At 38.9% G+C, this 23,803-nt stretch carries 22 protein-coding genes; 6 read left to right on the top strand and 16 right to left on the bottom strand.

Annotation, left to right across the window (positions count from 1 at the left end; translation table 11 throughout):
• Positions 1-195: 195 nt before the first annotated feature.
• Genes ITG10_RS08865 through ITG10_RS08855 form a run of 3 tightly spaced genes read right to left on the bottom strand, consistent with a single transcriptional unit; the run spans position 196 to position 2,560 of the window.
• Positions 196-741, bottom strand: a complete 546-nt coding sequence (locus ITG10_RS08865) for a sugar transferase (RefSeq protein ID WP_017629891.1) — start codon at positions 739-741, stop codon at positions 196-198.
• Positions 738-1,658, bottom strand: a complete 921-nt coding sequence (locus ITG10_RS08860; RefSeq protein ID WP_248386331.1) for an NAD-dependent epimerase/dehydratase family protein — start codon at positions 1,656-1,658, stop codon at positions 738-740. Before ITG10_RS08860 ends, ITG10_RS08865 begins: the two co-directional genes overlap by 4 nt.
• The gene (locus ITG10_RS08855) at positions 1,655-2,560 is read right to left on the bottom strand and encodes a glycosyltransferase (RefSeq protein ID WP_017629892.1); all 906 of its coding nucleotides are present in this window, start codon (positions 2,558-2,560) and stop codon (positions 1,655-1,657) included. Before ITG10_RS08855 ends, ITG10_RS08860 begins: the two co-directional genes overlap by 4 nt.
• A 139-nt stretch (positions 2,561-2,699) precedes the next feature.
• Between ITG10_RS08855 and ITG10_RS08850 the strand changes: the two genes are divergently transcribed.
• A complete protein-coding gene (locus tag ITG10_RS08850; RefSeq protein ID WP_017629893.1) occupies positions 2,700-4,562 on the top strand; it encodes a nucleoside-diphosphate sugar epimerase/dehydratase in 1,863 nt (620 codons plus the stop codon).
• A 272-nt stretch (positions 4,563-4,834) separates the two neighbouring features.
• Here the strand turns inward: ITG10_RS08850 and ITG10_RS08845 are convergent, their stop codons facing one another.
• The 12 genes from ITG10_RS08845 to rfbB all read right to left on the bottom strand — a co-directional run bounded on the left by ITG10_RS08845 (position 4,835) and on the right by rfbB (position 18,207).
• A complete protein-coding gene (locus ITG10_RS08845; protein ID WP_248386330.1) occupies positions 4,835-5,695 on the bottom strand; it encodes a glycosyltransferase in 861 nt (286 codons plus the stop codon).
• Between the two features lie 19 nt (positions 5,696-5,714).
• The gene (locus ITG10_RS08840; protein ID WP_248386329.1) at positions 5,715-6,749 is read right to left on the bottom strand and encodes an acyltransferase; all 1,035 of its coding nucleotides are present in this window, start codon (positions 6,747-6,749) and stop codon (positions 5,715-5,717) included.
• A 96-nt stretch (positions 6,750-6,845) separates the two neighbouring features.
• On the bottom strand, positions 6,846-7,655 hold the full coding sequence (locus tag ITG10_RS08835; RefSeq protein ID WP_248386328.1) for an NAD(P)-dependent oxidoreductase: 810 nt from the start codon (positions 7,653-7,655) through the stop codon (positions 6,846-6,848).
• Entirely contained in the window at positions 7,652-9,532 is a 1,881-nt protein-coding gene (locus ITG10_RS08830) for a rhamnan synthesis F family protein (RefSeq protein WP_248386327.1), read from the bottom strand. The genes ITG10_RS08835 and ITG10_RS08830 overlap by 4 nt, the downstream gene beginning before the upstream one ends.
• Positions 9,529-11,400, bottom strand: coding sequence for a rhamnan synthesis F family protein (locus ITG10_RS08825; RefSeq protein WP_248386326.1), 1,872 nt, complete (start codon positions 11,398-11,400; stop codon positions 9,529-9,531). The genes ITG10_RS08830 and ITG10_RS08825 overlap by 4 nt, the downstream gene beginning before the upstream one ends.
• A gap of 23 nt (positions 11,401-11,423) precedes the next feature.
• Positions 11,424-12,641, bottom strand: coding sequence for a sulfotransferase domain-containing protein (locus ITG10_RS08820; RefSeq protein WP_248386325.1), 1,218 nt, complete (start codon positions 12,639-12,641; stop codon positions 11,424-11,426).
• 1 nt (position 12,642) lies between these two features.
• Complete coding sequence (locus ITG10_RS08815) at positions 12,643-14,004, bottom strand: ABC transporter ATP-binding protein (protein WP_248386324.1); 1,362 nt, start codon at positions 14,002-14,004, stop codon at positions 12,643-12,645.
• Complete coding sequence (locus ITG10_RS08810; protein ID WP_248386323.1) at positions 13,994-14,815, bottom strand: ABC transporter permease; 822 nt, start codon at positions 14,813-14,815, stop codon at positions 13,994-13,996. Before ITG10_RS08810 ends, ITG10_RS08815 begins: the two co-directional genes overlap by 11 nt.
• Positions 14,815-15,363, bottom strand: a complete 549-nt coding sequence (gene rfbC, locus ITG10_RS08805; RefSeq protein ID WP_123284215.1) for a dTDP-4-dehydrorhamnose 3,5-epimerase — start codon at positions 15,361-15,363, stop codon at positions 14,815-14,817. The genes ITG10_RS08810 and rfbC overlap by 1 nt, the downstream gene beginning before the upstream one ends.
• Positions 15,360-16,238, bottom strand: a complete 879-nt coding sequence (gene rfbD / locus ITG10_RS08800; RefSeq protein WP_248386322.1) for a dTDP-4-dehydrorhamnose reductase — start codon at positions 16,236-16,238, stop codon at positions 15,360-15,362. Before rfbD ends, rfbC begins: the two co-directional genes overlap by 4 nt.
• A 5-nt stretch (positions 16,239-16,243) precedes the next feature.
• Complete coding sequence (gene rfbA / locus ITG10_RS08795) at positions 16,244-17,119, bottom strand: glucose-1-phosphate thymidylyltransferase RfbA (protein WP_017632735.1); 876 nt, start codon at positions 17,117-17,119, stop codon at positions 16,244-16,246.
• Positions 17,119-18,207: a dTDP-glucose 4,6-dehydratase gene (rfbB, locus tag ITG10_RS08790; RefSeq protein WP_017632734.1), complete on the bottom strand. Its 1,089-nt coding sequence runs from the start codon at positions 18,205-18,207 to the stop codon at positions 17,119-17,121. Before rfbB ends, rfbA begins: the two co-directional genes overlap by 1 nt.
• A gap of 291 nt (positions 18,208-18,498) precedes the next feature.
• Here rfbB and ITG10_RS08785 point away from each other — a divergent pair, with 291 nt between their 5' ends.
• The 5 genes from ITG10_RS08785 to ITG10_RS08765 all read left to right on the top strand — a co-directional run bounded on the left by ITG10_RS08785 (position 18,499) and on the right by ITG10_RS08765 (position 22,848).
• The gene (locus tag ITG10_RS08785; protein WP_017632733.1) at positions 18,499-18,933 is read left to right on the top strand and encodes a rhodanese-like domain-containing protein; all 435 of its coding nucleotides are present in this window, start codon (positions 18,499-18,501) and stop codon (positions 18,931-18,933) included.
• Positions 18,934-19,015: 82 nt separating this feature from the next.
• On the top strand, positions 19,016-19,483 hold the full coding sequence (gene secB / locus ITG10_RS08780; protein ID WP_004741403.1) for a protein-export chaperone SecB: 468 nt from the start codon (positions 19,016-19,018) through the stop codon (positions 19,481-19,483).
• Positions 19,484-19,658: 175 nt separating this feature from the next.
• On the top strand, positions 19,659-20,723 hold the full coding sequence (gene gpsA / locus ITG10_RS08775; protein WP_017632732.1) for an NAD(P)H-dependent glycerol-3-phosphate dehydrogenase: 1,065 nt from the start codon (positions 19,659-19,661) through the stop codon (positions 20,721-20,723).
• Positions 20,724-20,770: 47 nt separating this feature from the next.
• The gene (gene cysE / locus ITG10_RS08770) at positions 20,771-21,592 is read left to right on the top strand and encodes a serine O-acetyltransferase (protein ID WP_048612489.1); all 822 of its coding nucleotides are present in this window, start codon (positions 20,771-20,773) and stop codon (positions 21,590-21,592) included.
• Between the two features lie 104 nt (positions 21,593-21,696).
• The gene (locus tag ITG10_RS08765; protein WP_248386321.1) at positions 21,697-22,848 is read left to right on the top strand and encodes a peptidoglycan DD-metalloendopeptidase family protein; all 1,152 of its coding nucleotides are present in this window, start codon (positions 21,697-21,699) and stop codon (positions 22,846-22,848) included.
• A 218-nt stretch (positions 22,849-23,066) separates the two neighbouring features.
• Here ITG10_RS08765 and ITG10_RS08760 read toward each other — a convergent pair whose 3' ends face one another.
• On the bottom strand, positions 23,067-23,705 hold the full coding sequence (locus ITG10_RS08760; RefSeq protein ID WP_017632730.1) for a TetR/AcrR family transcriptional regulator: 639 nt from the start codon (positions 23,703-23,705) through the stop codon (positions 23,067-23,069).
• Positions 23,706-23,803: the final 98 nt, after the last annotated feature.

Here is a 23,803-nt window from a genome sequence, read left to right as displayed (position 1 = left end):
ACTGATTGATCATGATAGATAATAACCACAATCAAGTAAATGAGTAAATCATAAGCAATACCTTATAAAGCATTATTTAGGAAATAGCGTCACATAAAAATGACCTTAGAGGTTATGGTGTAGGTCAACAAAGCTATGTTGGTATAACGCACAGGCCTGTACCTATGATTATAAGAGAGCGTAAACCACTGTTAATTAAACTCTATCGCCAGAGCCTTTGCCTAACACTGTTTGAATGATGTATTGGAAGTAAAGTTTAACATTCAGTGTATCGAGCATACGCTTATCCCACTCAGCAAGTAGCTTAGGTGTCGACATATCGATATCATTGATTTGAGCCAACCCCGTAACACCGGGGCTTACCGCCAGCACGCCTCTCGACTCTCTTTCATCGATGAGCTCTTGCTGGTTGAATAAGCATGGTCGCGGGCCAACGAGACTCATTTCGCCTTTCAGGACGTTGTATAACTGTGGTAGTTCATCCAGCTTAGTCTTGCGTAAGAACCCACCCAATTTAGTCACTGAGTTCGCCCCCACCAAGTGAGTTGCCACTGATTGTGTTTCTACCGGCATAGTGCGGAATTTCACTAAGGTAAATGGCTTTTTGTTACGCCCTACTCGAGTTTGAAAAAAGACTGGAGAGCCTGTGTCAAAGTAACCAAGAATACAAATGACAACAAAAACAGGCCAAAGGAACAGCAGGCCAAACAATGCAAGAAAGAAATCAATTAGTCTGATCATTTAAGACCTCTCTTTAGTTGCCCCATAGTGTACTGTGGGTGGTAAGGTGGAATCCAATTAAGGCTTTTTTTCGTATCCGAAATATCAACTTCAAGGTTAAGAACCAATTGTTCCATTAACTTGTGCTTTTTAAATAGCTGTGCCAGAAACTGATATACAAAAACAGGTATTGGAATTTGGATACACCTTTTTTCCAGACCATCAGCAATATACGAAATAAACTGGCGTAAACTCAATGTATAATCATCTGACGCGAGAAATGTTTGCCCTGCTGCATTAGGGTGTTGGCTACAGCAAGAAATTAAATCAACAAGATTATCAACGGATATGAAATCTCTTCGGTTGTCGATGCAACCAAATGGTAAAAGCGGTACTATACTCACCAATTTCTTGAGCTGAGAAAAACTACCAGGGGCATTTGGGCCGTAAACTAGCGGCGCACGAATAACAACCACTTCCATACCAGTATCTTTCTCTATATCTCTAAGTCTTTTTTCAGCTTCCAACTTTGATTTAGTATAAGTATTACCTGCTTGAACAGGGGATTTTTTTGAAAATTTATTCCCCTTCTCTGTATACCCTCCGAGAACACCAATAGAACTCAAAAAAATGAAACGCTTAACCCCTGCATGAGCAGCAGACTTTGCTAAGTTAACAGTTCCTTCAACATTTACATCATAAACAGATTGAATAGAACAACGTTTTGAGTGGGCAACAGCAGCCAAGTGAACAACTGTACTTATTCCTCGGAACGCACCAGACCAAGATGTTCCTTGATCTAAAGAGGTGATATAAAAAGTATCACTCGTTGAGTTTTTTTCTGCAGACCTCTTAACACTCACTATTGGTAGTGGGCAATTCTGCAAAAAATGAGAGCCTATAAACCCAGAAGAACCTGTTAACAATATTTTATTCACTTCATTAGTCTCTTAATTCCCAACAAAATCATAACAAAGAAAAAGAAAACCTTTTCCGAAGGTTTCCTTCGACATTTAGAAGCTAGTAGTGCAAGTCTAAAGTATGAAAAAACAGTGTTATTTTTCAGTAGTTTTACTGGTAGTTCTGCATTAATACCAAGTATGTCACTCTGTAACATAACTTTGTCTAAAGCCGAGCCGTTTAAGACCTCTCTTAAGCGCGAGAACTTAGCACCAAAATTAACATTCGCGCCAACAGAATTACTATCGTGTTGGCGGTAAAGCAGATAGCTAGATTGATCAATTACCCAACTATAATCATTGCTTCGAGCATAGGCATAACAAAACCAGTCATGCAACCAGATATCTTTGACTTTATCCCCGGCACTTTCTAAAAAAGACTGAATGTCATGTGCTAATTCATAAGTAAGCACAAAAGTGCAGCCGGGACCTGAAGATTCAAATATGTAATCAAAGTACACCTGAGCGTAACTCTTACGAATATCAACCTGTCGATCATTTTCCCAAAACGCAGTTACATTACTTGAATAACCATCAGCATTAGAGCTTCTAATCTTCTTTATAGCGTTATGTAGTTTACCATCCAACCAATAGTCATCTTGATCGGAAAAACAAATGTAGTCATAAGATGAAAAATCTACTGTTTTAAGCATATATAAAAAGTTTTGTCCTGCGCTACCAAACTTAATATCTTGTGAGTGCAAAATGATATTTTGATAACGAGTAGCATATTCAGATAATATGCTCTGTGACGAATCTTGAGAGCTATCTAAGCAGACATAAACATCAACACTTACTTCTTTCTGGTGCAAGATACTCTCAAGCTGCTCTCTTAAATATGTCTCACCATTACACACAGCTAACAGCACACAAACTTTCATACCTAGAATTCCTTAAGAAGCTCACAATCGGCTAGATACCAACTAGCAACAAATCAAAAATCCCAATATACTATACCCATAACCTTATGCTCCATAAGAAAAACAACCAGGATGGAGTTTACCTCCTAACAACACCACAATGCTAAGACCTATCTATACTCTCCTCAATGCAAAACGCTCTAACAAAAGACTAATTAGTGTGCTGTATGATATTTGTGCAATAACAATATCACTCTACCTGAGTATTGCGCTAAGGCTTGGCACTATTACCTTCTCTTCAGGTTTAGACGAAGTCATTACTCTAATCTGTACAGTTCTTATTACTATATTGAGTTTTATGAAGCTAGGTATGTATCGAGCTGTACTACGGTATATGATGCTCCCTGCCGTTGGGAATATTTTTCTTGGTGTATTTGTATCCACACTAACACTTGTCCTCTGTGGTTTTTTCTTTCAAACGTTCATACCTAGAAGTGTACCGTTTATATACGCTGGTTTAGCAACTCTTGCTTTAGGTGGACCTCGCATATTAATTCGAACAATATACTATCAACTGTATAAGCGAAAAAAGCCTAATGTTTTCATCTATGGTGCTGGTGCAACCGGAAGAGATCTGGCCTACGCTTTAATTCAAGGAGATGAATACAACCCAGTCATTATGTTAGATGATGACATAAGAAAATCCGGTCAAATATTATTTGGGCTTAAAGTCCACCACCCAAGTGAATTTGAACACCTCCAATCACTTTATCAACCGGTAAAGCTACTTTTAGCCATTAATGGAATCAATAAAGGTGAGCGCTTGAGATTAGTGGAGAAATTATCACACTGGCCTATAGCGCTGCAATCTGTGCCATCCGTGGAAGAAATAGCCGCAGGTAAAGCGACAGCAACGGAAGTGAAAGATCTTGACGTTGCCGATCTACTCGGTAGAGCAGCTGTTGATCCAGACCAAGCGCTTCTAGCACAAAACATAGCCAACAAAAATGTAATGGTGACTGGTGCTGGTGGTTCTATCGGCTCTGAATTATGTCGCCAAATCCTCTCTCAGAAGCCAAAAACTCTCGTTTTGTTTGAACTCAATGAATACAATCTTTATAAGATCGATCAAGAACTCAATTCTACAAAGGTAAACTTAAAAAGCGATACTCAAATTGTTGCGATTCTTGGCTCCGTTCAAAGGCAGAACCGCTTGGAAAAAGTGATGGCTGCGCATAACGTTGAAACAGTTTATCATGCGGCTGCCTATAAGCACGTTCCTTTAGTAGAAGATAATATCGTTGAGGGTGTTCGCAACAATGTTTTTGGTACGCTTGCTTGTGCTGAAGCAGCGATCCAAACAGGTGTGAAAAACTTTACGCTCATCTCGACAGATAAAGCAGTAAGACCAACGAACGTAATGGGTGCGACCAAACGCATGGCTGAATTGGTTCTTCAAGCCTTGGCCGATAAGCAAAATACCACCACTTTCACCATGGTGCGCTTTGGCAATGTATTGGGTTCCTCTGGCTCCGTTGTCCCACTATTCAAGAAGCAAATCAATAAAGGTGGACCAGTAACCGTAACCCACCCTGACATCATTCGTTACTTTATGCTGATACCAGAAGCCGCTCAGCTTGTTATCCAAGCCGGTGCCATGGGGCACAACGGGCAGGTCTTTGTTCTGGATATGGGGGAACCTGTAAAGATTTTAGACCTAGCTAAAAGAATGATTCACCTCATGGGTATGCAGGAACATATTGAAGGGGAGCAACAGGAAGGTGATATTTCTATAAAGTTCACTGGGTTACGCCCAGGAGAAAAGCTCTATGAAGAGCTTTTGATCGGAGATAATGTCGAAGGTAGTGGGCATCAGAAAATAATGATGGCAAAAGAGCAGATGCTCAGTTGGAATGAAATGCACCCTTTATTGACACAGCTTGATATCTGCTGCCATAACTTCGATGAAGAATGTATTATGCAAATTCTGTTAGATGCACCAACTGGTTATTCAAAAAATTAAAAAGTTAACTACGATATAAAGTATACTTTTTAAAATAAATCGAGGTAAGTAATTCCTACTTTTGAAATATTTCACACAAAAAAATATTCGTTGAACCCGATATTAAAAGTAGTTCATAGTATCATATGGGAAGTATTTACTTGATATAAAGTTTTATCTGAGCCATTAATTCGACATTAAGCATAAATATATGCACCTTACGGATTTCAAAAATATTTTAGAGAAAAGCACTGCACATTAAAATAAAAATATGCAGCACTATTTATCTTTAATTACAACATAAGCTTCATAGCAATTAACTTGCATTTAGAGAGAGGCGAAAGGTTTCGCTTACCATTATTATAAACTTTCAACCGTTCAGATACTCTAGTCCATAACTTATATTGACACTTTAAGCTTCTAACATTATTGTATAAGCGAATAGGGTTCCTTAGTATATTTAACAACACATTAGATTCCTTCTGCGCTCCTACGAGATTTGCACTGTGTTGCCTATAACGAATTAAAGGCTTATCAATAAAGGTCCAATTCCCCAAATACCTCGAGAGGATAGCTATCCACCAATCATGCATAGCAAGTTGGCTAGCACTCTCCCCATCTAAGGAATTTCTGAGTAAATCTAACATTTTGTTGTTCAAGCAAAGCGTCGCTCCTTGTACGCAGTTTCTGAACAAAATATCATCACTCTCTAGCACCTTATCTGACAAACCTTGATATCTAAAGAAGCTATCATCGATAACCTCACCAGCTTCATCAATCAATGAGGCATCAGAGAATATAATTTGAGGTAAGTCAGAATCTAAGTTACGGATGACATTCATGTACTCTTGTACTTTACTCATTTCCCAAACATCATCCTGATCTGATAGAAAGACCCATTTAGAATCGATAGCACTTAATCCATAAACAAAATTTTCGCATGCAGAACCGCGCTTCGCACCAGGAAAAACCCGTACATTAGATAAAGATGACTCTTTTATTAAGCTCAAAGTATCGTCTATTTGTTCACTATCATCGAATATAGTGACCGGAATACCAGGCATGCTAGAGTTAATTGAGTGAAGCTGTTCAATTAGGTAAGCATTAGGCCTGTAGGTACACACTACTACTGAAAAATCACTTTCTGGACTCATCAAACTCACATTCACAACACTAATTAAACTTTCTACTAGCCAAAGACATTATTGGTTTTTCAATAAAGGTATAACTTAATTTTCCGACAGCCAGAGCTATTAGCATCCACATAGAGAGCATTAAGACCAATAGTAATTTTGATTCTGGGATCAAAGAGAGCTGACTAAACCAATAAAACAAGCATGCAAAAATAAATTGATGCCACACATAAAGAGAGTAAGAACAATCGCCAAGAGACTGAATAAACTTAGGTAACACATATTTATCCTTTACCTCAAGACCGATAAAACCATATATCAAAAATGCCGAAGATATAGCAAAAAATATTCTCCACTCGATAGACCAGTATGTTTCAGCAAAATTAGCATGACTATAGATTGCTATAGAGAAAAGAATAAGACCTAGAATCAAAGATAACTTCGGTTTATATATATGGCCAGTTTTGAAAAGAAAAGCGATAATCCCACCTAAAGTAAACTCTATCAAAAATCCACTCGAGAATAATATACTTTCATACCCAGACAACCAATGCAATTTAGTAAAGATGAACACTGCCATTTGGATAACTGCAATAACTGCAATTGACTTCCAAAAATTAACCGGTGCTAAAATAAGAACAAACCCTAAAAGTAAATAAAAGTACAGTTCATAATGTAGAGTCCACGCGGCCATTACTTTATAGTTTGTTTCTTTTAAAAGAAAAAACAAATTTATTTCCGATTCTTTAGGAAGCCACTCAGGTGATAAATATAAATTAGCACCAAAAATAGAAGCAGCTATAAAAACCACCCAATAAAGAGGATAAACTCGAAGTAAGCGTTTCATTATAAAATTGAACGCGTTCTTAAAGTCTTTTCTTTCAGATGCTTTGTTTGCACACAACGTTACAACAAAGCCAGAAATAACAAAGAATATGTCTACGCCAACAGGGCCTACCCAACCAAACAGATGATGTAATTTCCCGATACTGACTGATGGATGTGTTGACATTAAGTGTATTAGAAGCACTAAAAATGCAGCAATCCCTCTCAGTGCTTGAATATTGTAAATCAAATTAAGACCTAGTAAGTTCTTTCGAGAGTTTCCCCTCGCTGTAAACAACAGGTTACATCCTAAAAAATAACCGATTAAGAAATAAAAGTATAGCTTCTATTTCTTTCCCCAGACTGCCATCGAGTCGTATGGCCTTGAAGGAAATACATTATATTCAGGTTTAATATCTAAGTTATTATCCTTTATAAAAGACTCAACAGCAGTACGCAAACTAGTTGGTACGCCACTTGAGCAATTTACAACCCCAGGTATACCCGACTCTATACTTTCTCGAATTTGTGCAGATAAACATTTAATATCGATAAAATCATAAAGCATTTCACCACTATTTAATGGGAATGTTTTCTTACCTTCTTCGACAGCATTCAAGATCTTACTAAAAATAGAATTACTATACTTGTCATCACCAGTGATGTAATAAAATCTCAACCACTGCAAGTTATATCCCTGTCGTCCAGCGTCACAAAGCAACGATTGACGGAGAAAGTTTTTCGCAATACCGTAAGGGTTTAAAGGGTTACACGGAGTATTCTCATCAATTGGACCAACGTGGTACCCCACTTCATGCATAGTTCCGGCTACCGTAATATTTTTCACACCAACCTTAGCAACACCGTCAACAAAATTAAAATGCTTTACAACGTTTTGGATATGCGAAGGGTCCTGGTGATTAAAGCCAGCCTGCCAAGCAAGATGACACAAAGCATCACAGTCCGAGAATTCTTTTTCAATCATTGAATCTGACATAGAAAAAATATCAGCATAGACAACAGAAGAGCCCCCTAAATACTCATGGGGGTTTTCCCCCTCAAATATTATTGAAACGACTTCATGACCGTAATTCAAAAGTTCTTTAACAACATTTCTACCGATGTAACCATTAGCACCAGTCACTGCAATTTTCATTTGAATATCCCACTTAACTTTAAATATAACTTTACGCAAATATGATATGGTTTTCTGAGCTTCGGAATCCAATTAGGATGGTTTTCCATAACGTCATACTTACAAACACGGATTAATTTTCGGAACAATGGTAAGTTTTTGTCTACAGACATTCCTGCACCTGATTCTAGTAGGTGGACTTGTTTATGTACATCACCATCGGGAAAGTTAGAAAGCAGCCTTTGAGCTTTATATTCTAACTTCGCATAGTTAAATTCAGCCATTTGAGATGACATTGCATTGTAACTAATGTATCCAGAGTCATGAACTAGGTAAACCATCAACCTTTCAATAACATGAGAAAGAGAGCCATCGTTGTGCCCAGGTTCTGCATTAAACTCTCCCCAACTCCATTCTTCTTCAAACAACCTTTTCATCGAATCTGGCTTAAACCAAAACATGGTTCCATAAGCAGCAAAAGGGGAAAAGTCATCAAAAGGAACTGACAATTTGAGTCGCCTAGCAATCTCCATCGCCTTAGGACGATTCGTAAACCAGCTATGACCAAGTGTAGGATAACCAACATGTACCATTGAAGGCGAAACAAAGCCAACGTTGTCATTACTAGTCATAAAGTTAATCAGCTTTGAAGTATAGGCACGATTAACAACCAAGTTATCATACATTTGTTTTTTAAAATGAAGTGACTGATTCACATCATTTTGAGGTGATTTTTTTGAATGTAACCTACAAATCAAATCATAATTTTTTTCAAGAACGACATCGCGACACTCAATAACTAATGCACTGATATCCCTTCCCCTATTCTCGTGCATTACTCGAACTTCAACATTTGTAGCACGGTGGCTCACCCCAGAAAGATAATCTAGAATTTGGCGCTTACTTTCGCTTTTAGCCGTTGTTATATATAAATCATATTCTGTAGGGATATTCTCTATATAACTAAGCATCTCTCCCATCATTTCTGGGTAATAGACATGAGCTAAAACAGCAATATTGACACTTGGATCAACTGATTCTTCAGAATGCGTATCAAATATTTTAGTAAGGGTTAGATTTGTTGCTAGATCCTTTGGCTTTACTGTTCGAAGTAAGTTTTTATCGATAAGACCCAAATCATAGTTTGTTTCTTGCTTTACTATCCTCAAAGTCTCTCTGAGATCGATAGCATTTCGATCAAGCCAAAGAGGATCATGGAAAAATGGCCTCCGCTTTAATATTGGGCACCTATTTTTCAACGTTTCAGTGATCTCTATAAAAGTCGGGTAATCAGAAGTGTAATTTTCCGAATTACAGTAGACATCAAAACTGTAACCTTTCCTATAAAAGTAGTCTGTGAACTTAGACTCGTGCTGCAGTATTGAGTCTTGATATGAATGGATCATTGGCATGCTAGACCAATAATGAGCAAACTCAGCAGAGTGTAACAAACGCTTTTTTACAGCAATAAAATGCGATTGTATATGTCGTGGCAAAGTACCTTTACCAGTAAAAGGGTTAGGATTTATCTCTTTATGATCTGAAATCCCCCAAAAATCAGAATTTAGGCACTCTGACCAGCTAAATAACTCTTCAAAAGGATAGATAGGACCAAAAAAAGTATAGTTTAAAAATATAGCTTCATCATAAGCATATTTTTTATCCCCTAGAAAATCTAGTCCTTCTTTATAGCCCCAAACGTCAAATCCGATATTCTCTCTTACAATTAGAGTATCAGAAACTGACTCTAAACTTAATTTCGATTTACTCGTTAGTTGAGAGTTTGAAATAACAATTATGTTTTCAGAAAACTGTCTCAATTGAGACAACTTATATATTACATAATCATCGACAATACCACTTTCATCATAAAAAAGATAGAAAATTACTCGTTTCATATTTTAATCTTATTAATAAAAAAAGACATAGCCAATTTTAGCTTTCTAATTGGCAAAGTTAACCGCCAAGATGATGACATCTTAATTTGACTAATTTGCTTTTCAAGAATTTCTTTTTCATTTAATAAGCAAGCGACTTTCTCTTCAAAATCATCCATATTTTTTAGCTTATTTACTTGATACAATAAGTCACCATTAGAAAGTGTAGACATAATATCTTGATATTTATGCTCAAGCTTCAAGTAGCTTTTTTCAATAGATCGGATTGTCGAAGTATTATATGCCAAGTACCCATCGTTGTGTGCGCAATAATGAATCAATCGTTCAATAGCATGAGACAAGGAACCATCGACATGAAAAGGTTCTTCATTGAAATCAGACCACTTCCATTCATAAGTAAAAAGGCGCTTTAACGCTTTAGGTTTAAACCAGTACATGGTTCCATAAGCAGCATGTGGTGTGTTTTCATCAAACGGAACTTTGATACCTAATAATTCAGCATATTTTTCACAAACACTCTTATTTTCAAACCATGAATGTCCCATAGTAGGGTATCCTATGTGTACTAAGCTTGGTGACATAATACCCACTTGTTCATTTCTAATCATGAAATTCAATAGGTTCTTAACGTAACCTTTTGAATGAAGCAGATTATCGTACATGTGATATTTAAAGTATTGTGAATTATTATAGCCATTCTGTGGACTTTTCTTCGAGTGAAGTCTACATATCAAATCATATTGACCATCTAGAACTATGTCTTTACATGAAATAAGAAGAGATGATATATCACGACCTCGATTAAATTCAACGACCCTTACTTCTACATTTTTAACGTAACTTTCAAAAACAGATTCTATTTCTATCTTATCTTTTTCAGAAGCCGTAGTAATAAATAAGTCGAAATCACTCGGTATATTATCCAAATAATCTTTGATTTCATCACACATATCTGAGTAATAAATGTGTGCAATTACTGCAATACGTTTTTTACAGTCTAGATCATCTGTGCTCTCAGATGGAAATACCTTCAACAGTTCCGCGTTTGTCAGTAACGTGCGAGGACTAGTGGTTCTAGAAACATTAGACCAGATATGATCCATATTAAAATCAGAGGTTTCATCAATAATACTAATCGCTTTGTTTAAATCAACACAATTGACATCTAACCAGTTAGGGTCATGGAAAAATAACCTACGCTTTAATATAGGGCACCGATCCTTTATTGTTTGATCAACATTTATAAACGTAGGGTAATCTGAAGGGTAATTTTCTGAGTTACAATAAACATTAAAAGAATAACCTTTTGAATGAAAATGCTCAGTAAACCTTGACTCATGCATTAGTACTGAATCGACATACGAATTAATCATAGGCATTTCATCCCAGTACTTAAAGAACTCTTGGGATGAAAATAATTTTCTTCGTATTGCTATGAAGTGAGATTGAATGTGTCTAGGTAGAACGCCTTCTCCAGTAAAAGGATTAGGCACCATTTGCTTATGATCACTAACACCCCAAAAATCGATGTCCTGTGATTCAGACCACTCAAACATTTCTTCGAATGGGAAAATAGGCCCAAAAAACGTGTAGTTCAACAAGATTATTTCATCGTATTCAAGCAAGGCTTCTTGACCAAAAACCTCTAAAGCCTCCTTATAAGCCCATACATCAAACCCAATATTTTCTCTGCAGTATACGACATCAGAGACTGTTTCGAGTTTATTTCGACTAGAAATAGAAAGGGCTGAGTTGGATACGACAAAAATAGAGTCAGTACTTTTTCTTAGTTCTGCTAACTTGTGAATAATGTAATCATCTACAATTCCATCCTTATCATAAAAAAGATAAAAAGCCGCTCTTTTCATTACATTTGATTCTTTACTGCATCTCATTTTTTATTCACTCTATTCAAAAGCTCAACCAAAAACCTTAGAGGCTTAGTGATTCTCATTGATTTTGAATTTAGAATCCGACTAATTTCATCATTACACTCTTGTAATCTTTGATTGTTGGCCTCGATCTCGCTTCTTTGAGTTTCAATTTTACTTATCTGAATCTCAATCTCAATCTCAATCTCACTTCTCTGACTCTTAATTTCAGAGTGGTTCAACTCAATTTTACTTTTTAACTCATCGATATAACGATTATTATCATAAATCAATTGTTGCTTTTCTGAGTTCTCGTCAGATAGACTTCTATTTTCACAAATTTCAGAAAACAAAGCCTCCCTGTAGTTATCAGTTAACGATAGAAAAGACGAAATATTATCGAAGTTATACTTAATTTTTTCTAAACTTTTTATTTGTTGCAGAGAACAAGAAGTCGTTGTATTTCTTGATACTTCCAACAACACATTATATAACTCGATAATAATTTCATTAAACTCACCACTAAGGTTATTTCCTCCTTGAGCGTGGTTTAATCCTTTACTTAAGAAGCTTTGGCTATACTCCACAAGTTCAGTTTCATTAACATCAATATTTAACTTACGCGATAAAGAAAAAACGATCCCTTGAGGATCATTCAGCAAATCATTATAGCTAACCACCATCACATCAGACTTGCTTAAGAAAAGCGGTATAGTTGAAACTAGGTAAGACAACCATATTAAATAGACATTTGAAGGTATAATATCTATGCTTCTTACCATAATATTCTCTTGACGGACAAAAGAATTTAATACGTCTGAAGGGTGGCGAAGAGCAACTACATAACTAACAGATATATCGCAAGACTCGAATATCATTTCCCAGAAAGGCAACAACTTTGTAATTCTTGGTTCTTTTAATGCTAAGATCCTGCCATTTCTTACTTTATCTTTAATTAGAGATTCAGCTTCAACCTTAAACTTCGTGAAGTCATCAGAGTCAAAGCAACCTTTTGTTATTGGCTTTAGGTTACTCCATGATGTATTCAGAGCCCTCAAGATGTCTTCATTTAAGTTAAGTACCGCTTTATCTTCCCAGAAGCCTTTATCATTTATATTCTGCTTCGCTTCAATCAAATCTTGACCAAAACTTGCTCCAAAAACTTTTAACGCTCTGGTTATAGCACTTGTGCCACTCCGAGGAACGCCCAAGACGACAAGTAATCTCGACTTTGCCACTTTATTTACCCCCTCGAGTCAGCTGACAACGACAGTTGAAGTCCATAATTCCTGTAGACAACAGACCTACTTCAGGTATAACTCTAAACATAGATACGTCGATCAATCGGTGTATATATGTCTCTATACCATTGACATTACCTAATACTCCAGAGTTTAGGAAATATACTCCAGGATTAAGCAGACATTGAAATGTAAACTCAATATCGATTTTATCGCCTAGGCTTCCTTTTATTTCTGAGTCACCTGACGAAGATACAGAGCCTCCAAGTTCAACACCAGAAAGTGATTTAATTAACATGCCAAATCGAACATTATCGAAATCTGAATTAAATTCTACTTGATAACTAAACTTGTAAGACCGACCTCTTACCAAGTTATTTACTTCGATGCCATCTTCAGTTAAAACCCTAGGCGATGAAATAATAGCACCATGACTTTCATATTCAATCGTGCTTTCTGGAATCAGGTTAGGGTCCAAGAATTCAATAGCCTTCTCATCTTTTTCTTGTGCATGTTGGGCTTTTGGAGTGTGGGTATCTGTTGATTGAGAATTTGAGCAGCGTATCACTTCCTCTCTAATCTCTTTCTGCTTATCTTCTGGCGCATAAAGCAATTTTTGGTAACTATTCACAATCTCTTTTGGGCTACCGATTGCTATTTTTTCGCCACTATCCATTAGAATAGCACGATCACAAAGTTCAATGATTGTGGAACCTGAATGAGATACGAACAGTATTGTAGCCCCCTGTTTTTTTATTTCCTCTATTCTTGAGAAACACTTCCTTTGAAATAGTTCATCGCCTACAGCTAAAGCTTCATCAACTATTAGTATCTCTGGTTCAACATTGATTGAAACAGCAAATGCGAGCCTAACAACCATGCCACTGGAATAAGTTTTTACTGGCTGGTCAATAAAATCACCGATATCCGCAAACTGTTCAATGGCAGGAAACTTCTTTTTGGTTTCTTCTCGAGATAACCCGAGAATTGCTGCATTCATATAAACATTTTCGCGCCCAGTAAATTCTGGATTAAACCCAGAGCCTAATTCAAGCAATGCGGCGATTCGCCCACAGGTCGAAACTACACCGTTGTTTGCCGATAAAGTTCCGCATATAATTTGTAAAATGGTAGACTTCCCTGAACCATTTCTACCAACAATACCAACAGTCTCACCTTTATTTATAGAGAAGCTAACACCGCTCAGTGCCGCGAAATCTCGATAGTAGGTTGTAGATTGCATACCAAAACAGTTCTTGATCCTTGGAATAAATAACTGCTTCAACCTATCTATTGGCCTTTCATAAACCTGAAAGCTCTTAGATACATCTTTGACTTCAATAGCAATATTAGAGGACATCTGCAAAGGCCTTTCTTGTCTTTTGGAAAAAATAAAATCCAACAAAATTAATCAATATTGCAATAACTAAGTATATAGAAATGGATATGAGATCAGGATTTTCCCCAAAGAAAGCTACCTTGCGAAACTCTTCAATCGGTAAAGTCAAAGGGTTAAGACTAACAATGAACTGATATTGCGTTGGTAAGGAACTTATCGGGTAAAATATCGGAGATAAAAACATTAACCCTGTACATATCAACCCAACTACTTGGTTTATGTCACGGACAAATACACCAAGAGCAGAAAGAATGAAGGAGAATCCTGATACAAGTAATACTATAGGTATTAAAGTAACAGGAGCAAGCAATAAGGTTTTATGAGGGAATCCAAATAATATCATATACACAACCACCCAAACCAAAAGGCTAACAACCGCATGAAACAGGGTAGAAAGAACCGTTACTACTGGTAGAATCTCAAGAGGAAATACTATTTTTTTTACATAGTTAACATTTGATAATATGGTAATTGGTGACCTATTAATACACTCAGAAAACATATTGAATATTATTAAACCAGCAAAAAGTAACATTGCAAATTGACCAGGAACCTCATTCCCCCCCGAATGCCACTTAACTTTTAAAATTTCTCCAAAAACTAGTGTGTATACTGATAACATGAACAACGGTGTTAAAAATGACCATAGCCAACCAAATAACGAGCCTTTGTACCTAATAATAACATCTCGCTTTACTAGCGAAATAATCAGTGTTTTATTTCTGATAAGACTCTTTAATGACTCTTTTGGAGAGCCGCTAAAAGTAGCCATTACTCAAAAACCTCTGCTTCTGCTAAAACTTTACCATTGCGATCCTTTTCTGAAAGTAACGGTTTAGAGTCGCTAGCAATAGGCCATTCTATCCCTATCTCTGAGTCATTCCAGATCAGTGAATGTTCGGCTGAAGCATTATAGTAATCGGTGCACTTATATACAAACTCGGCCTCTTCACTCATAACATAGAATCCATGAGCAAAACCTTCTGGGACCCAAAGCTGCCTGTTATTCGACGCAGATAGAACAACCCCAACCCATTGCCCAAATGTCTCAGAAGACTTTCTCAAATCGACCGCAACATCATACACCTCTCCAGAAATTACTCTTACTAATTTACCTTGAGTGTTTTCTGTTTGGTAATGGAGGCCTCGCAAAATCCCTTTTGATGATTTTGAATGATTGTCTTGGACAAAAGTACGCTGAGCAACAAGTTCTTCAAATTTCTTTTGTTGCCAAGTTTCCATAAAAAAGCCACGCTCATCCCCAAAAACTTGAGGCTCAATAATCTTTACATCAGCTATATTTGTGTCAATAACTTTCATTTTGTACCTTTTAATAATTTTTCGACGAGAAGTTCAACCTCACCTTCCCAACTCCTACTCTTTGAACCAAATGCTCTTAATATTTTATTACAATTCAGTTTTGAGTTTTTTGGACGGTCGGCAGGTGAACAATAATCACTTGAGGGTATCGGTATTATTTTTGATGTTGTACATTTATCCATCACCTTTTCAATTTTCTTCGAGAATTCGTACCAGTTTGTTGCTGGTGAATCAGAATAATTGTATACCCCCCAAATATCATCATTTGAATTTTCCTCGAGAGTTAATAATATTTCTTCGATGAAAGAAGCTAAGTTATAACAACTCGTTGGTGAACCAAATTGGTCATTAACAACTGAAACACTATTGCCTTTTTCTAGTAGCTTAAATATTGTTTTTAAGAAGTTATTACCATAATCACTAAATAACCAAGAAGTTCTGATAATCAGATATTTACTACAAGCCTTTTGAATATAGCTTTCGCCGAGAAGTTTGCTTTTCCCATAAACTGTTTTTGGGTTGGCTTCTTCGCTTTCACAGTGTAAACCTTCAATATCACCGTCATATACATAATCAGTTGACAAGTGTATCAACACGCAATCAAATCGGTTGCAAATACCAGACAGTTTTTTTACACCTTCTCCATTAACATCAAAAGCTAAGTCCGGCTCACTTTCAGCCTTATCAACCGCCGTATAGGCGGCGGTATTAATAACAACATCAGGCTTTATTAGCGACAGGCAACGAACTAATGACTCTTCACTCGTGATATCTAGTTCGCTTCTATCAAAGCAAGTCAAATGGTGCTTATGACCCAATTGCTTGACAAGAACTTTAGCAACTTGTCCACCACCGCCAGTAATAAGCACTTTCATTCCAATTACTTCCTATTTTCAAGCAATAAACGGGATAAATACTGACCATATTCATTTTTCATCATTGGCTTAGCCAATGCTTTGACCTGCTCATCACTCAACCAACCATTACGCCAAGCGATCTCTTCCAAACAAGCTACCTTTAATCCTTGTACGTGCTCAATAGTTTGCACGAAAGAGGATGCCTCGTGTAGGCTCTCATGTGTACCTGTGTCTAACCACGCAAAACCACGACCTAGTAATTCTACGTTTAATGAACCATCATTGAGATACATTTCATTGAGCGTGGTAATTTCCAACTCTCCTCGTTCAGACGGCTTCACTTGTTTGGCCATTTCAACGACTCGGTTATCATAAAAATACAGTCCCGTAACTGCGTAATTAGATTTTGGTTTTTCCGGCTTCTCTTCGATAGATATCGCTTTCATGTTTTCATCAAATTCCACGACACCAAAGCGCTCTGGGTCCTTAACTTGATAGCCAAAAACGGTTGCACCAGCCTCTCTTGAAGCTGCATTTTGTAGGGTTTGTGAAAATGACTGACCGTAAAAGATATTATCACCCAGAACCAAACACACACTGTCATCACCAATAAACTCTTCGCCAATAATGAAAGCTTGAGCTAAGCCATCAGGACTAGGCTGAATTGCATACTCAAGATTAATACCAAAATCAGAGCCATCCCCAAGCAAACGCTGAAAGCCAGCGTTATCTTCAGGTGTTGTGATGATCAAAATATCTTTAATACCAGCAAGCATTAATGTCGAGATTGGATAGAACACCATTGGTTTGTCATAAATTGGCAAGAGTTGTTTCGACACACCACGTGTAAGTGGGTATAGACGAGTACCAGAACCACCAGCTAATACGATACCTTTCATTACTTCATATCTCCTGCTACTACACCCAGGCGCTCACGTTGGTAGCTACCATCTTGCACATTTTGACACCACTTAGCGTTATCGAGGTACCATTGAACTGTTTTACGAAGACCCGTTTCGAAAGTCTCCTCCGGTGTCCAACCCAATTCACATTGCATTTTAGATGAGTCAATAGCATAACGACGGTCGTGACCTGGGCGGTCTTGAACGTAGGTGATTTGCTCTGCGTATTTGCTCTCTTTCGGTACTAGCGTATCAAGGATGTCACAAATAGTATTAACCACTTCAAGATTCTGCTTTTCGTTATGACCACCAATATTATAGGTCTCACCGACTTTACCCTCGGTCACGACTTTGTAGAGCGCTCGAGCATGATCTTCTACAAACAACCAGTCACGAATCTGGTCACCTTTACCGTAAATAGGAAGGTCTTTTCCTTCTAGAGCATTTAAGATGACAAGTGGTATCAATTTTTCAGGAAAATGGTACGGGCCATAGTTATTTGAACAATTAGTGACAATAGTTGGCAGGCCATAAGTACGAAGCCACGCACGAACCAAATGGTCACTTGATGCTTTTGAAGCAGAGTAAGGGCTAGACGGTTCATAAGATGTCGTCTCCAAGAACATTGGTAGCTCAGCACCTTCTGGAACCTCGTCTGGGTGAGGAAGGTCACCATAGACTTCGTCTGTAGAGATATGGTGGAAGCGAAACTCTGCTTTCGCTTGATCTTCCAGTGTATTCCAGTACTCACGAGTCGCTTCTAGTAGCGTATATGTTCCAACTACGTTCGTTTCAATAAATGCAGCTGGACCGGTGATAGAGCGGTCAACATGCGACTCAGCGGCTAAGTGCATTACCGCATCCGGTTTATGCTCTGCAAAAACACGGTCAAGCTCTGAACGATTACAAATATCTACTTGTTCGAATGCATAACGTTCATTTGAATCAACATCGACAAGTGACTCTAAGTTCCCCGCATAAGTGAGCTTATCAACGTTTATAACGCTGTTCGATGTATTGTTGATAATGTAGCGAACAACTGCAGAACCGATAAAACCAGCACCGCCAGTGACTAATATCTTCACTAGAAACCCCTAACCTAACTTATTTTGATTCATGGACTATGCACAGTGTAGGCCTCTCTACCAAACAAGCTACCGCCCGTTGGTAACAAAGCGAAAACCACACTACGCATTAAAATTTAAAAATGTAAATGAGGCCATTATCTATCTAACGGAAAATATAATCAAAAAAAATCGTTAAACTTTGCTGCTGATGCTGTTCAAAGGTTCAAATCTCTATGTACACCAAACTCCAAATCTCGCTATACTCCTACCCTATAATTTTTCGCCCAATAACGAATAAGAGTTCAAGATATGCAAGAGTTAGTGCCATTTGTTCAAGAGAATATGATTTTAGCCATCGTATGGATCGGCTTAGTTGTTGCCATCATTGCGAACGTAATCAAAACATCAAACGCAGTCTACAAAGAGATCACTGCAGCGCAAACCACACACATGATTAACCGTGAAAATGGCGTTGTGGTTGATATTCGTACTAAGGATGAGTTCAAAAAGGGCCATATTACTGACGCACTTCACATTTTACCGTCAGACATCAAATCAAATAACTTAGGTAGCCTTGAAAGCCGCAAAGCTGACCCAATCATCGTAGTATGCAAGACAGGTCAAACCGCTCAAGAAAGCGCTAATTTGTTAGTTAAAGCAGGCTTCGAAAACGTAAGCGTGCTGAAAAGTGGCCTAGTGGCTTGGAGCGAAGCTAACCTACCTTTGGTAAAAGGCAAAAAGTAAGCTGACCTAATCAACAAACTTTCGGGCTTTGTTCGACAAATATAGTGAATAAAGCCTAATTTAAATTTTTAAGGACAAGAAAATGGCTGAAGCAGCACAACAAGACGCACAACAGAACTTCGCAATCCAACGTATTTTCCTAAAAGACGTATCTTTCGAAGCGCCAAACTCTCCAGACATGTTTCAAAAAGAGTGGAATCCAGATGTAAAACTGGACCTAGATACTCAAAGTCGTGAACTTGGCCAGGGTGTTTACGAAGTAATCCTACGCCTAACAGTTACGGTGAAGAACGCAGATGATACAGCATTCCTTTGTGAAGTTCAGCAAGGTGGTATCTTCTCTGCAAGCGAAATGGAAGCAGGTCAATTAGCACATTGCCTAGGTGCATTCTGCCCGAACATCCTATTCCCATACGCTCGTGAAACAATCTCTAGCCTAGTGGTTAAAGGTACGTTCCCACAACTGAACCTAGCACCTGTCAACTTCGATGCTTTGTTCATGAACTACCTACAGAACCAAGCTCAACAAGCTGAAGGCGAGCAGGCTTAAATCTGAAAGTAGAACTTAATCCTAACGTTTCAAACACTAGTTAACTCTTAAATGCACATCGTAACTTCTGCGATGTGCATTTTTTCTTTACACTGTAATAAGATAGAAAGCCTTCTGATTGTTAGGAAGCTTTTCCAGAATTCTTCGATTTCCCTCATTATTTTTAGGAGGAAGCATGACAGACACAACTCGCCCGACTAACACAGCAAACGCTTACGGTAAAGACAGCGCGTACGGCAAAGAGATCGCCATGACAGTCATTGGCGCTGGTTCTTACGGAACCTCTTTAGCCATATCTCTAGCGCGTAACGGTGCAAACGTTGTTCTTTGGGGACACGATCCTATCCACATGGCACGTCTTGACTCAGAGCGCGCAAATAATGAGTTTCTTCCTAATATCGACTTTCCAGAAAGCCTGATCATTGAATCAGACCTTGAGAAGGCAGTAACTGCCAGTCGTGACCTCCTAGTTGTAGTTCCTAGCCACGTGTTTGGCATCGTCTTAAATAGTCTAAAGCCTCATTTATCTGATAGCTCTCGTATCTGCTGGGCTACAAAAGGATTGGAACCAGAGACTGGCCGACTACTTAAAGATGTCGCACGCGATGTGCTTGGTGACAGTTACTCTCTAGCGGTTCTATCTGGCCCTACTTTCGCCAAAGAACTAGCGATGGGTATGCCGACCGCTATTTCAGTAGCTTCACCGGATGAGAGCTTCTTAGAAGAGCTGCAAGAAAAAATTCACTGTGGCAAAACGTTCCGCGTATACGCAAACTCAGATTTCATTGGTATGCAGCTTGGTGGTGCCGTTAAAAACGTTATCGCGATTGGTGCTGGCATGTCGGATGGTATTGGCTTTGGTGCTAATGCACGTACAGCGTTAATTACCCGTGGTTTAGCAGAGATGAGCCGACTGGGTGCAGCTCTTGGTGCACAACCAGAAACTTTCATGGGTATGGCTGGATTAGGCGATTTAGTACTGACATGTACCGATAATCAATCGCGCAACCGTCGCTTTGGTTTAGCGCTAGGTTCAGGTAAAGACGTCGACACGGCGCAAGAAGAAATCGGCCAAGTGGTCGAAGGTTATCGCAACACCAAAGAAGTTTGGTTACTATCAGAACGCATGGGCGTTGAGATGCCAATTGTTGAACAAATTTACCAAGTGCTGTATCAAGGGAAAGATGCTCACTTAGCGGCGCAAGATTTACTTGCTCGAGACAAAAAGTCAGAGCGCTAACATCGCGCATCAAGTCATGGAATGAAATAGATAAGATGGATGGAAAAATGAAACACTGTGAACAACAAAAAGTTTGGCAATGCATTGTGAAGGAAGCTCGACAGCAGTCAGAGCAAGAGCCTATGCTTGCGAGTTTTTACCATGCCACGATCATCAACCACGAAAGCTTGGGCGCCGCGCTCAGTTATATTCTGGCAAACAAGTTAAAGACTGCCTCAATGCCTGCAATGGCAGTGCGTGAAGTGGTAGAACAAGCATTTAAGCAAGACCAATCGATTATTGATGCTGCAGCTTGTGATATTTGTGCAACAGTGACTCGAGATCCGGCGGTAGAGATGTATTCAATGCCTCTACTTTATCTTAAAGGCTACCATGCTCTGCAAGGTTACCGAGTCGCTAACTGGCTATGGAAGCAAGGCCGTATCGCACTTGCCACTTATCTGCAAAACCAAATTTCAGTCGCTTGCCAAGTAGATATCCACCCGGCCGCACGTATCGGCAAAGCAATCATGCTAGACCACGCAACAGGCATTGTTATTGGTGAGACGGCAGTAGTCGAAAATGACGTATCGATTCTTCAGGACGTGACCCTTGGTGGTACCGGTAAAGAAGGCGGTGATCGCCACCCTAAAATCCGTGAAGGCGTAATGATTGGTGCAGGCGCGAAAATCCTTGGCAATATTGAAGTGGGTGAAGGCGCTAAGATTGGCTCTTGCTCTGTAGTTCTACAGGCTGTACCACCTCATACTACCGTGGCGGGCGTGCCAGCAAAGATTGTCGGTAAACCAAAGACTGACAAGCCATCTTTAGACATGGATCAGGGGTTCAATGGCCGCTCTCAAAACTTCATCCATGGTGATGGGATTTAAGCAGCAGTAGCGGGAGACGAGTATCAAGATGCGATAGGAATTGCGAGCATCGATGAGATTCGAATAGAAAACAAACAACCTACAAGTAGATGAATAACAACTAAATGACGATAATGATGAAACAAATTCGAGCTATTAGTTCGACTCTCCTGATATCAGCGAACCTATGTGTTACTCTTTTATCTACATCGTCATTTGCTGCATCTCAAGGTGAATTGAAAGGTGTATCTAGCGAGATATCTCGCCAACAAAAAAACCTATCCTCACAACAGAAAAAACTCGATAGCCTACAAGCTAGTCTTAAAAAGCAAGAGCTCTCCATAGCCTCGCTTGAAAAAGCTATCCTAGACAGTAAGAAGCAGCTGAATACCGCTAATGCTAATATTGCGAACTTAGACACTAAGATCAAAGCACTCACAGCACAGAAAAAAGTCCATACCGATAAGCTAGAGCAACTGATTCAGACTTACTACATGACAAGCCGTGCTAAAGCCTCATCGCACATCCTAAATACTGGCGTTGAAGAAGATCGCATCAGCCATTATTACCAACATCTTGCTAAAGCCCGCTCTGCAACAATCAAAACGATTGAACAAACTCAACTTGAGTTAGAAGAAAGCCATAAGCAACGCCAACTTGAACAAGAACAAATAGCAACACTATTAAAACAACAAACCACCAAGCGCGATACTTTAGCCAAAACCCAAACACAACGTAAGAAAACCGTTGGTAGCATCAAGAAAAACATTTCGGGTGACAAAAACTATTTGGCAGAACTTCAGCGCAATGAAACGCGCCTGAAAGCTGAAATAGCGAAAGCTGAGAAGGCTGCTCGTGAAAGACGTAATGCTGTACCTATGGACGGTTTAGCTAAGCGTAAAGGAAAACTGCCTTGGCCAATCAAAGATAAAGTTCTGCACAGCTATGGTTCACGCCAAACGGGTCAAGTTAACTGGAAAGGCATGGTGATCAACGCCAAATACGGTCAGCAAGTAAAATCAGTTTATTCCGGAACGGTTGTGTTCGCCGAGTATCTACGTGGTTATGGCTTAGTGGTACTGCTTGACCATGGTAAAGGCGATATGACGCTCTATGGCTTTAACCAAGCACTACTAAAAAAAGAAGGTGACAAAGTTAAAGCAGGTGAAGCTATTGCTCTAGCCGGTGACACAGGCGGTCAAACACGTCCATCGCTGTACTTTGAGATTCGCAGAAACAGCCAAGCTCAGAACCCGAAGAGTTGGTTGATCAGATAAGAGCAGATACGAGATGCGAGTAACCGAGATACGAAGAGCTTAGGAGCAGACGCAAGGTTCGAGTCACCGAGATACAAAAAGCATGAAAGCCGATACAAGGTTAGAGTCAAACGTGACATAAAAAACTCTAGCCTAGTCGCCGCTATACCCTGCTTTTCGTTTACTCGTATCTCGTTACTCGAATCTGTTCTTTCCCGCTCTTCGTTACCCGTATCTTTCTACTTAGAGTTCAAAGCCCTCACACCATCTTCCAATAATGTCAGCTGCTCAAAACCTTGATCTGTCGCAATCGGTTTAACGGTGGCGATCATCTGCAACATTCCTTTATGAACAACTTGCTCTGTTATTTGCGCTTTTGGAGACATCGCAGACTGGTACGCTAGCCAACCCGATGCGATCAAGTGAAGAGAAGTCACCATCGACTTCATCTCCGCATCCGTTGCTTTGAGCAAGTTCAACTCAACAAAGGCTCTCATGATATCAACAAGGTTGGTTTGCAATCTTTCTTGAACAGCCATGTAATCGAGATGAAGTTGCTCATCACGAGACAAGATTTCAGGAAGATTTGCGTAAAAGAATCGGTATTTCCACATCAATGTGAAAATAGAGTCTAAATAGTGCTTTAGCAACGTCAGGCTTTCTTTCTGCCCTTGGATAGGAGTAAACCTTTCGAGTAACTCAGTAGAATAGAGGGTAAAAATATCACGGACAATTTCTTGTTTGTTACGGAAGTGGTAGTAGAGGTTACCAGGGCTGATCTCGATGTGTTCAGCAATATGATTGGTCGTAATACTACGCTCGCCGTGCTCATTAAAAAGCTCTAGAGCAGCGTAAACAATCTTGTCACGTGTTTTCATTAGTTATTAGTATCCCTATCCGTTTAGAGGTTCAGTATATCGCCACTAAACGGATAGATCGAGCTGTTAACATCTGGTCTAATTAGCATTAGCTAAAA

The sequence above is a fragment of the Vibrio sp. ED004 genome, from assembly GCF_023206395.1.
GTDB lineage: Bacteria > Pseudomonadota > Gammaproteobacteria > Enterobacterales > Vibrionaceae > Vibrio.
Note: the sequence above shows the minus strand (reverse complement) of the source record. Positions and strands in the feature narration are given on the sequence as shown.

Excerpts from the sequence above, each read along its gene's own strand:
- ITG10_RS08865 (WP_017629891.1), bottom strand. The coding sequence starts at position 741 with ATGATCAGACTAATTGATTTCTTTCTTGCATTGTTTGGCCTGCTGTTC.
- ITG10_RS08855 (WP_017629892.1), bottom strand. The coding sequence starts at position 2,560 with ATGAAAGTTTGTGTGCTGTTAGCTGTGTGTAATGGTGAGACATATTTA.
- ITG10_RS08850 (WP_017629893.1), top strand. The coding sequence starts at position 2,700 with ATGCTAAGACCTATCTATACTCTCCTCAATGCAAAACGCTCTAACAAA.
- ITG10_RS08845 (WP_248386330.1), bottom strand. The coding sequence starts at position 5,695 with ATGAGTCCAGAAAGTGATTTTTCAGTAGTAGTGTGTACCTACAGGCCT.
- ITG10_RS08835 (WP_248386328.1), bottom strand. The coding sequence starts at position 7,655 with ATGAAAATTGCAGTGACTGGTGCTAATGGTTACATCGGTAGAAATGTT.
- ITG10_RS08830 (WP_248386327.1), bottom strand. The coding sequence starts at position 9,532 with ATGAAACGAGTAATTTTCTATCTTTTTTATGATGAAAGTGGTATTGTC.
- ITG10_RS08825 (WP_248386326.1), bottom strand. The coding sequence starts at position 11,400 with ATGAAAAGAGCGGCTTTTTATCTTTTTTATGATAAGGATGGAATTGTA.
- ITG10_RS08815 (WP_248386324.1), bottom strand. The coding sequence starts at position 14,004 with ATGTCCTCTAATATTGCTATTGAAGTCAAAGATGTATCTAAGAGCTTT.
- ITG10_RS08810 (WP_248386323.1), bottom strand. The coding sequence starts at position 14,815 with ATGGCTACTTTTAGCGGCTCTCCAAAAGAGTCATTAAAGAGTCTTATC.
- rfbC (WP_123284215.1), bottom strand. The coding sequence starts at position 15,363 with ATGAAAGTTATTGACACAAATATAGCTGATGTAAAGATTATTGAGCCT.
- rfbD (WP_248386322.1), bottom strand. The coding sequence starts at position 16,238 with ATGAAAGTGCTTATTACTGGCGGTGGTGGACAAGTTGCTAAAGTTCTT.
- rfbA (WP_017632735.1), bottom strand. The coding sequence starts at position 17,119 with ATGAAAGGTATCGTATTAGCTGGTGGTTCTGGTACTCGTCTATACCCA.
- ITG10_RS08785 (WP_017632733.1), top strand. The coding sequence starts at position 18,499 with ATGCAAGAGTTAGTGCCATTTGTTCAAGAGAATATGATTTTAGCCATC.
- secB (WP_004741403.1), top strand. The coding sequence starts at position 19,016 with ATGGCTGAAGCAGCACAACAAGACGCACAACAGAACTTCGCAATCCAA.
- gpsA (WP_017632732.1), top strand. The coding sequence starts at position 19,659 with ATGACAGACACAACTCGCCCGACTAACACAGCAAACGCTTACGGTAAA.
- cysE (WP_048612489.1), top strand. The coding sequence starts at position 20,771 with ATGAAACACTGTGAACAACAAAAAGTTTGGCAATGCATTGTGAAGGAA.
- ITG10_RS08765 (WP_248386321.1), top strand. The coding sequence starts at position 21,697 with ATGACGATAATGATGAAACAAATTCGAGCTATTAGTTCGACTCTCCTG.
- ITG10_RS08760 (WP_017632730.1), bottom strand. The coding sequence starts at position 23,705 with ATGAAAACACGTGACAAGATTGTTTACGCTGCTCTAGAGCTTTTTAAT.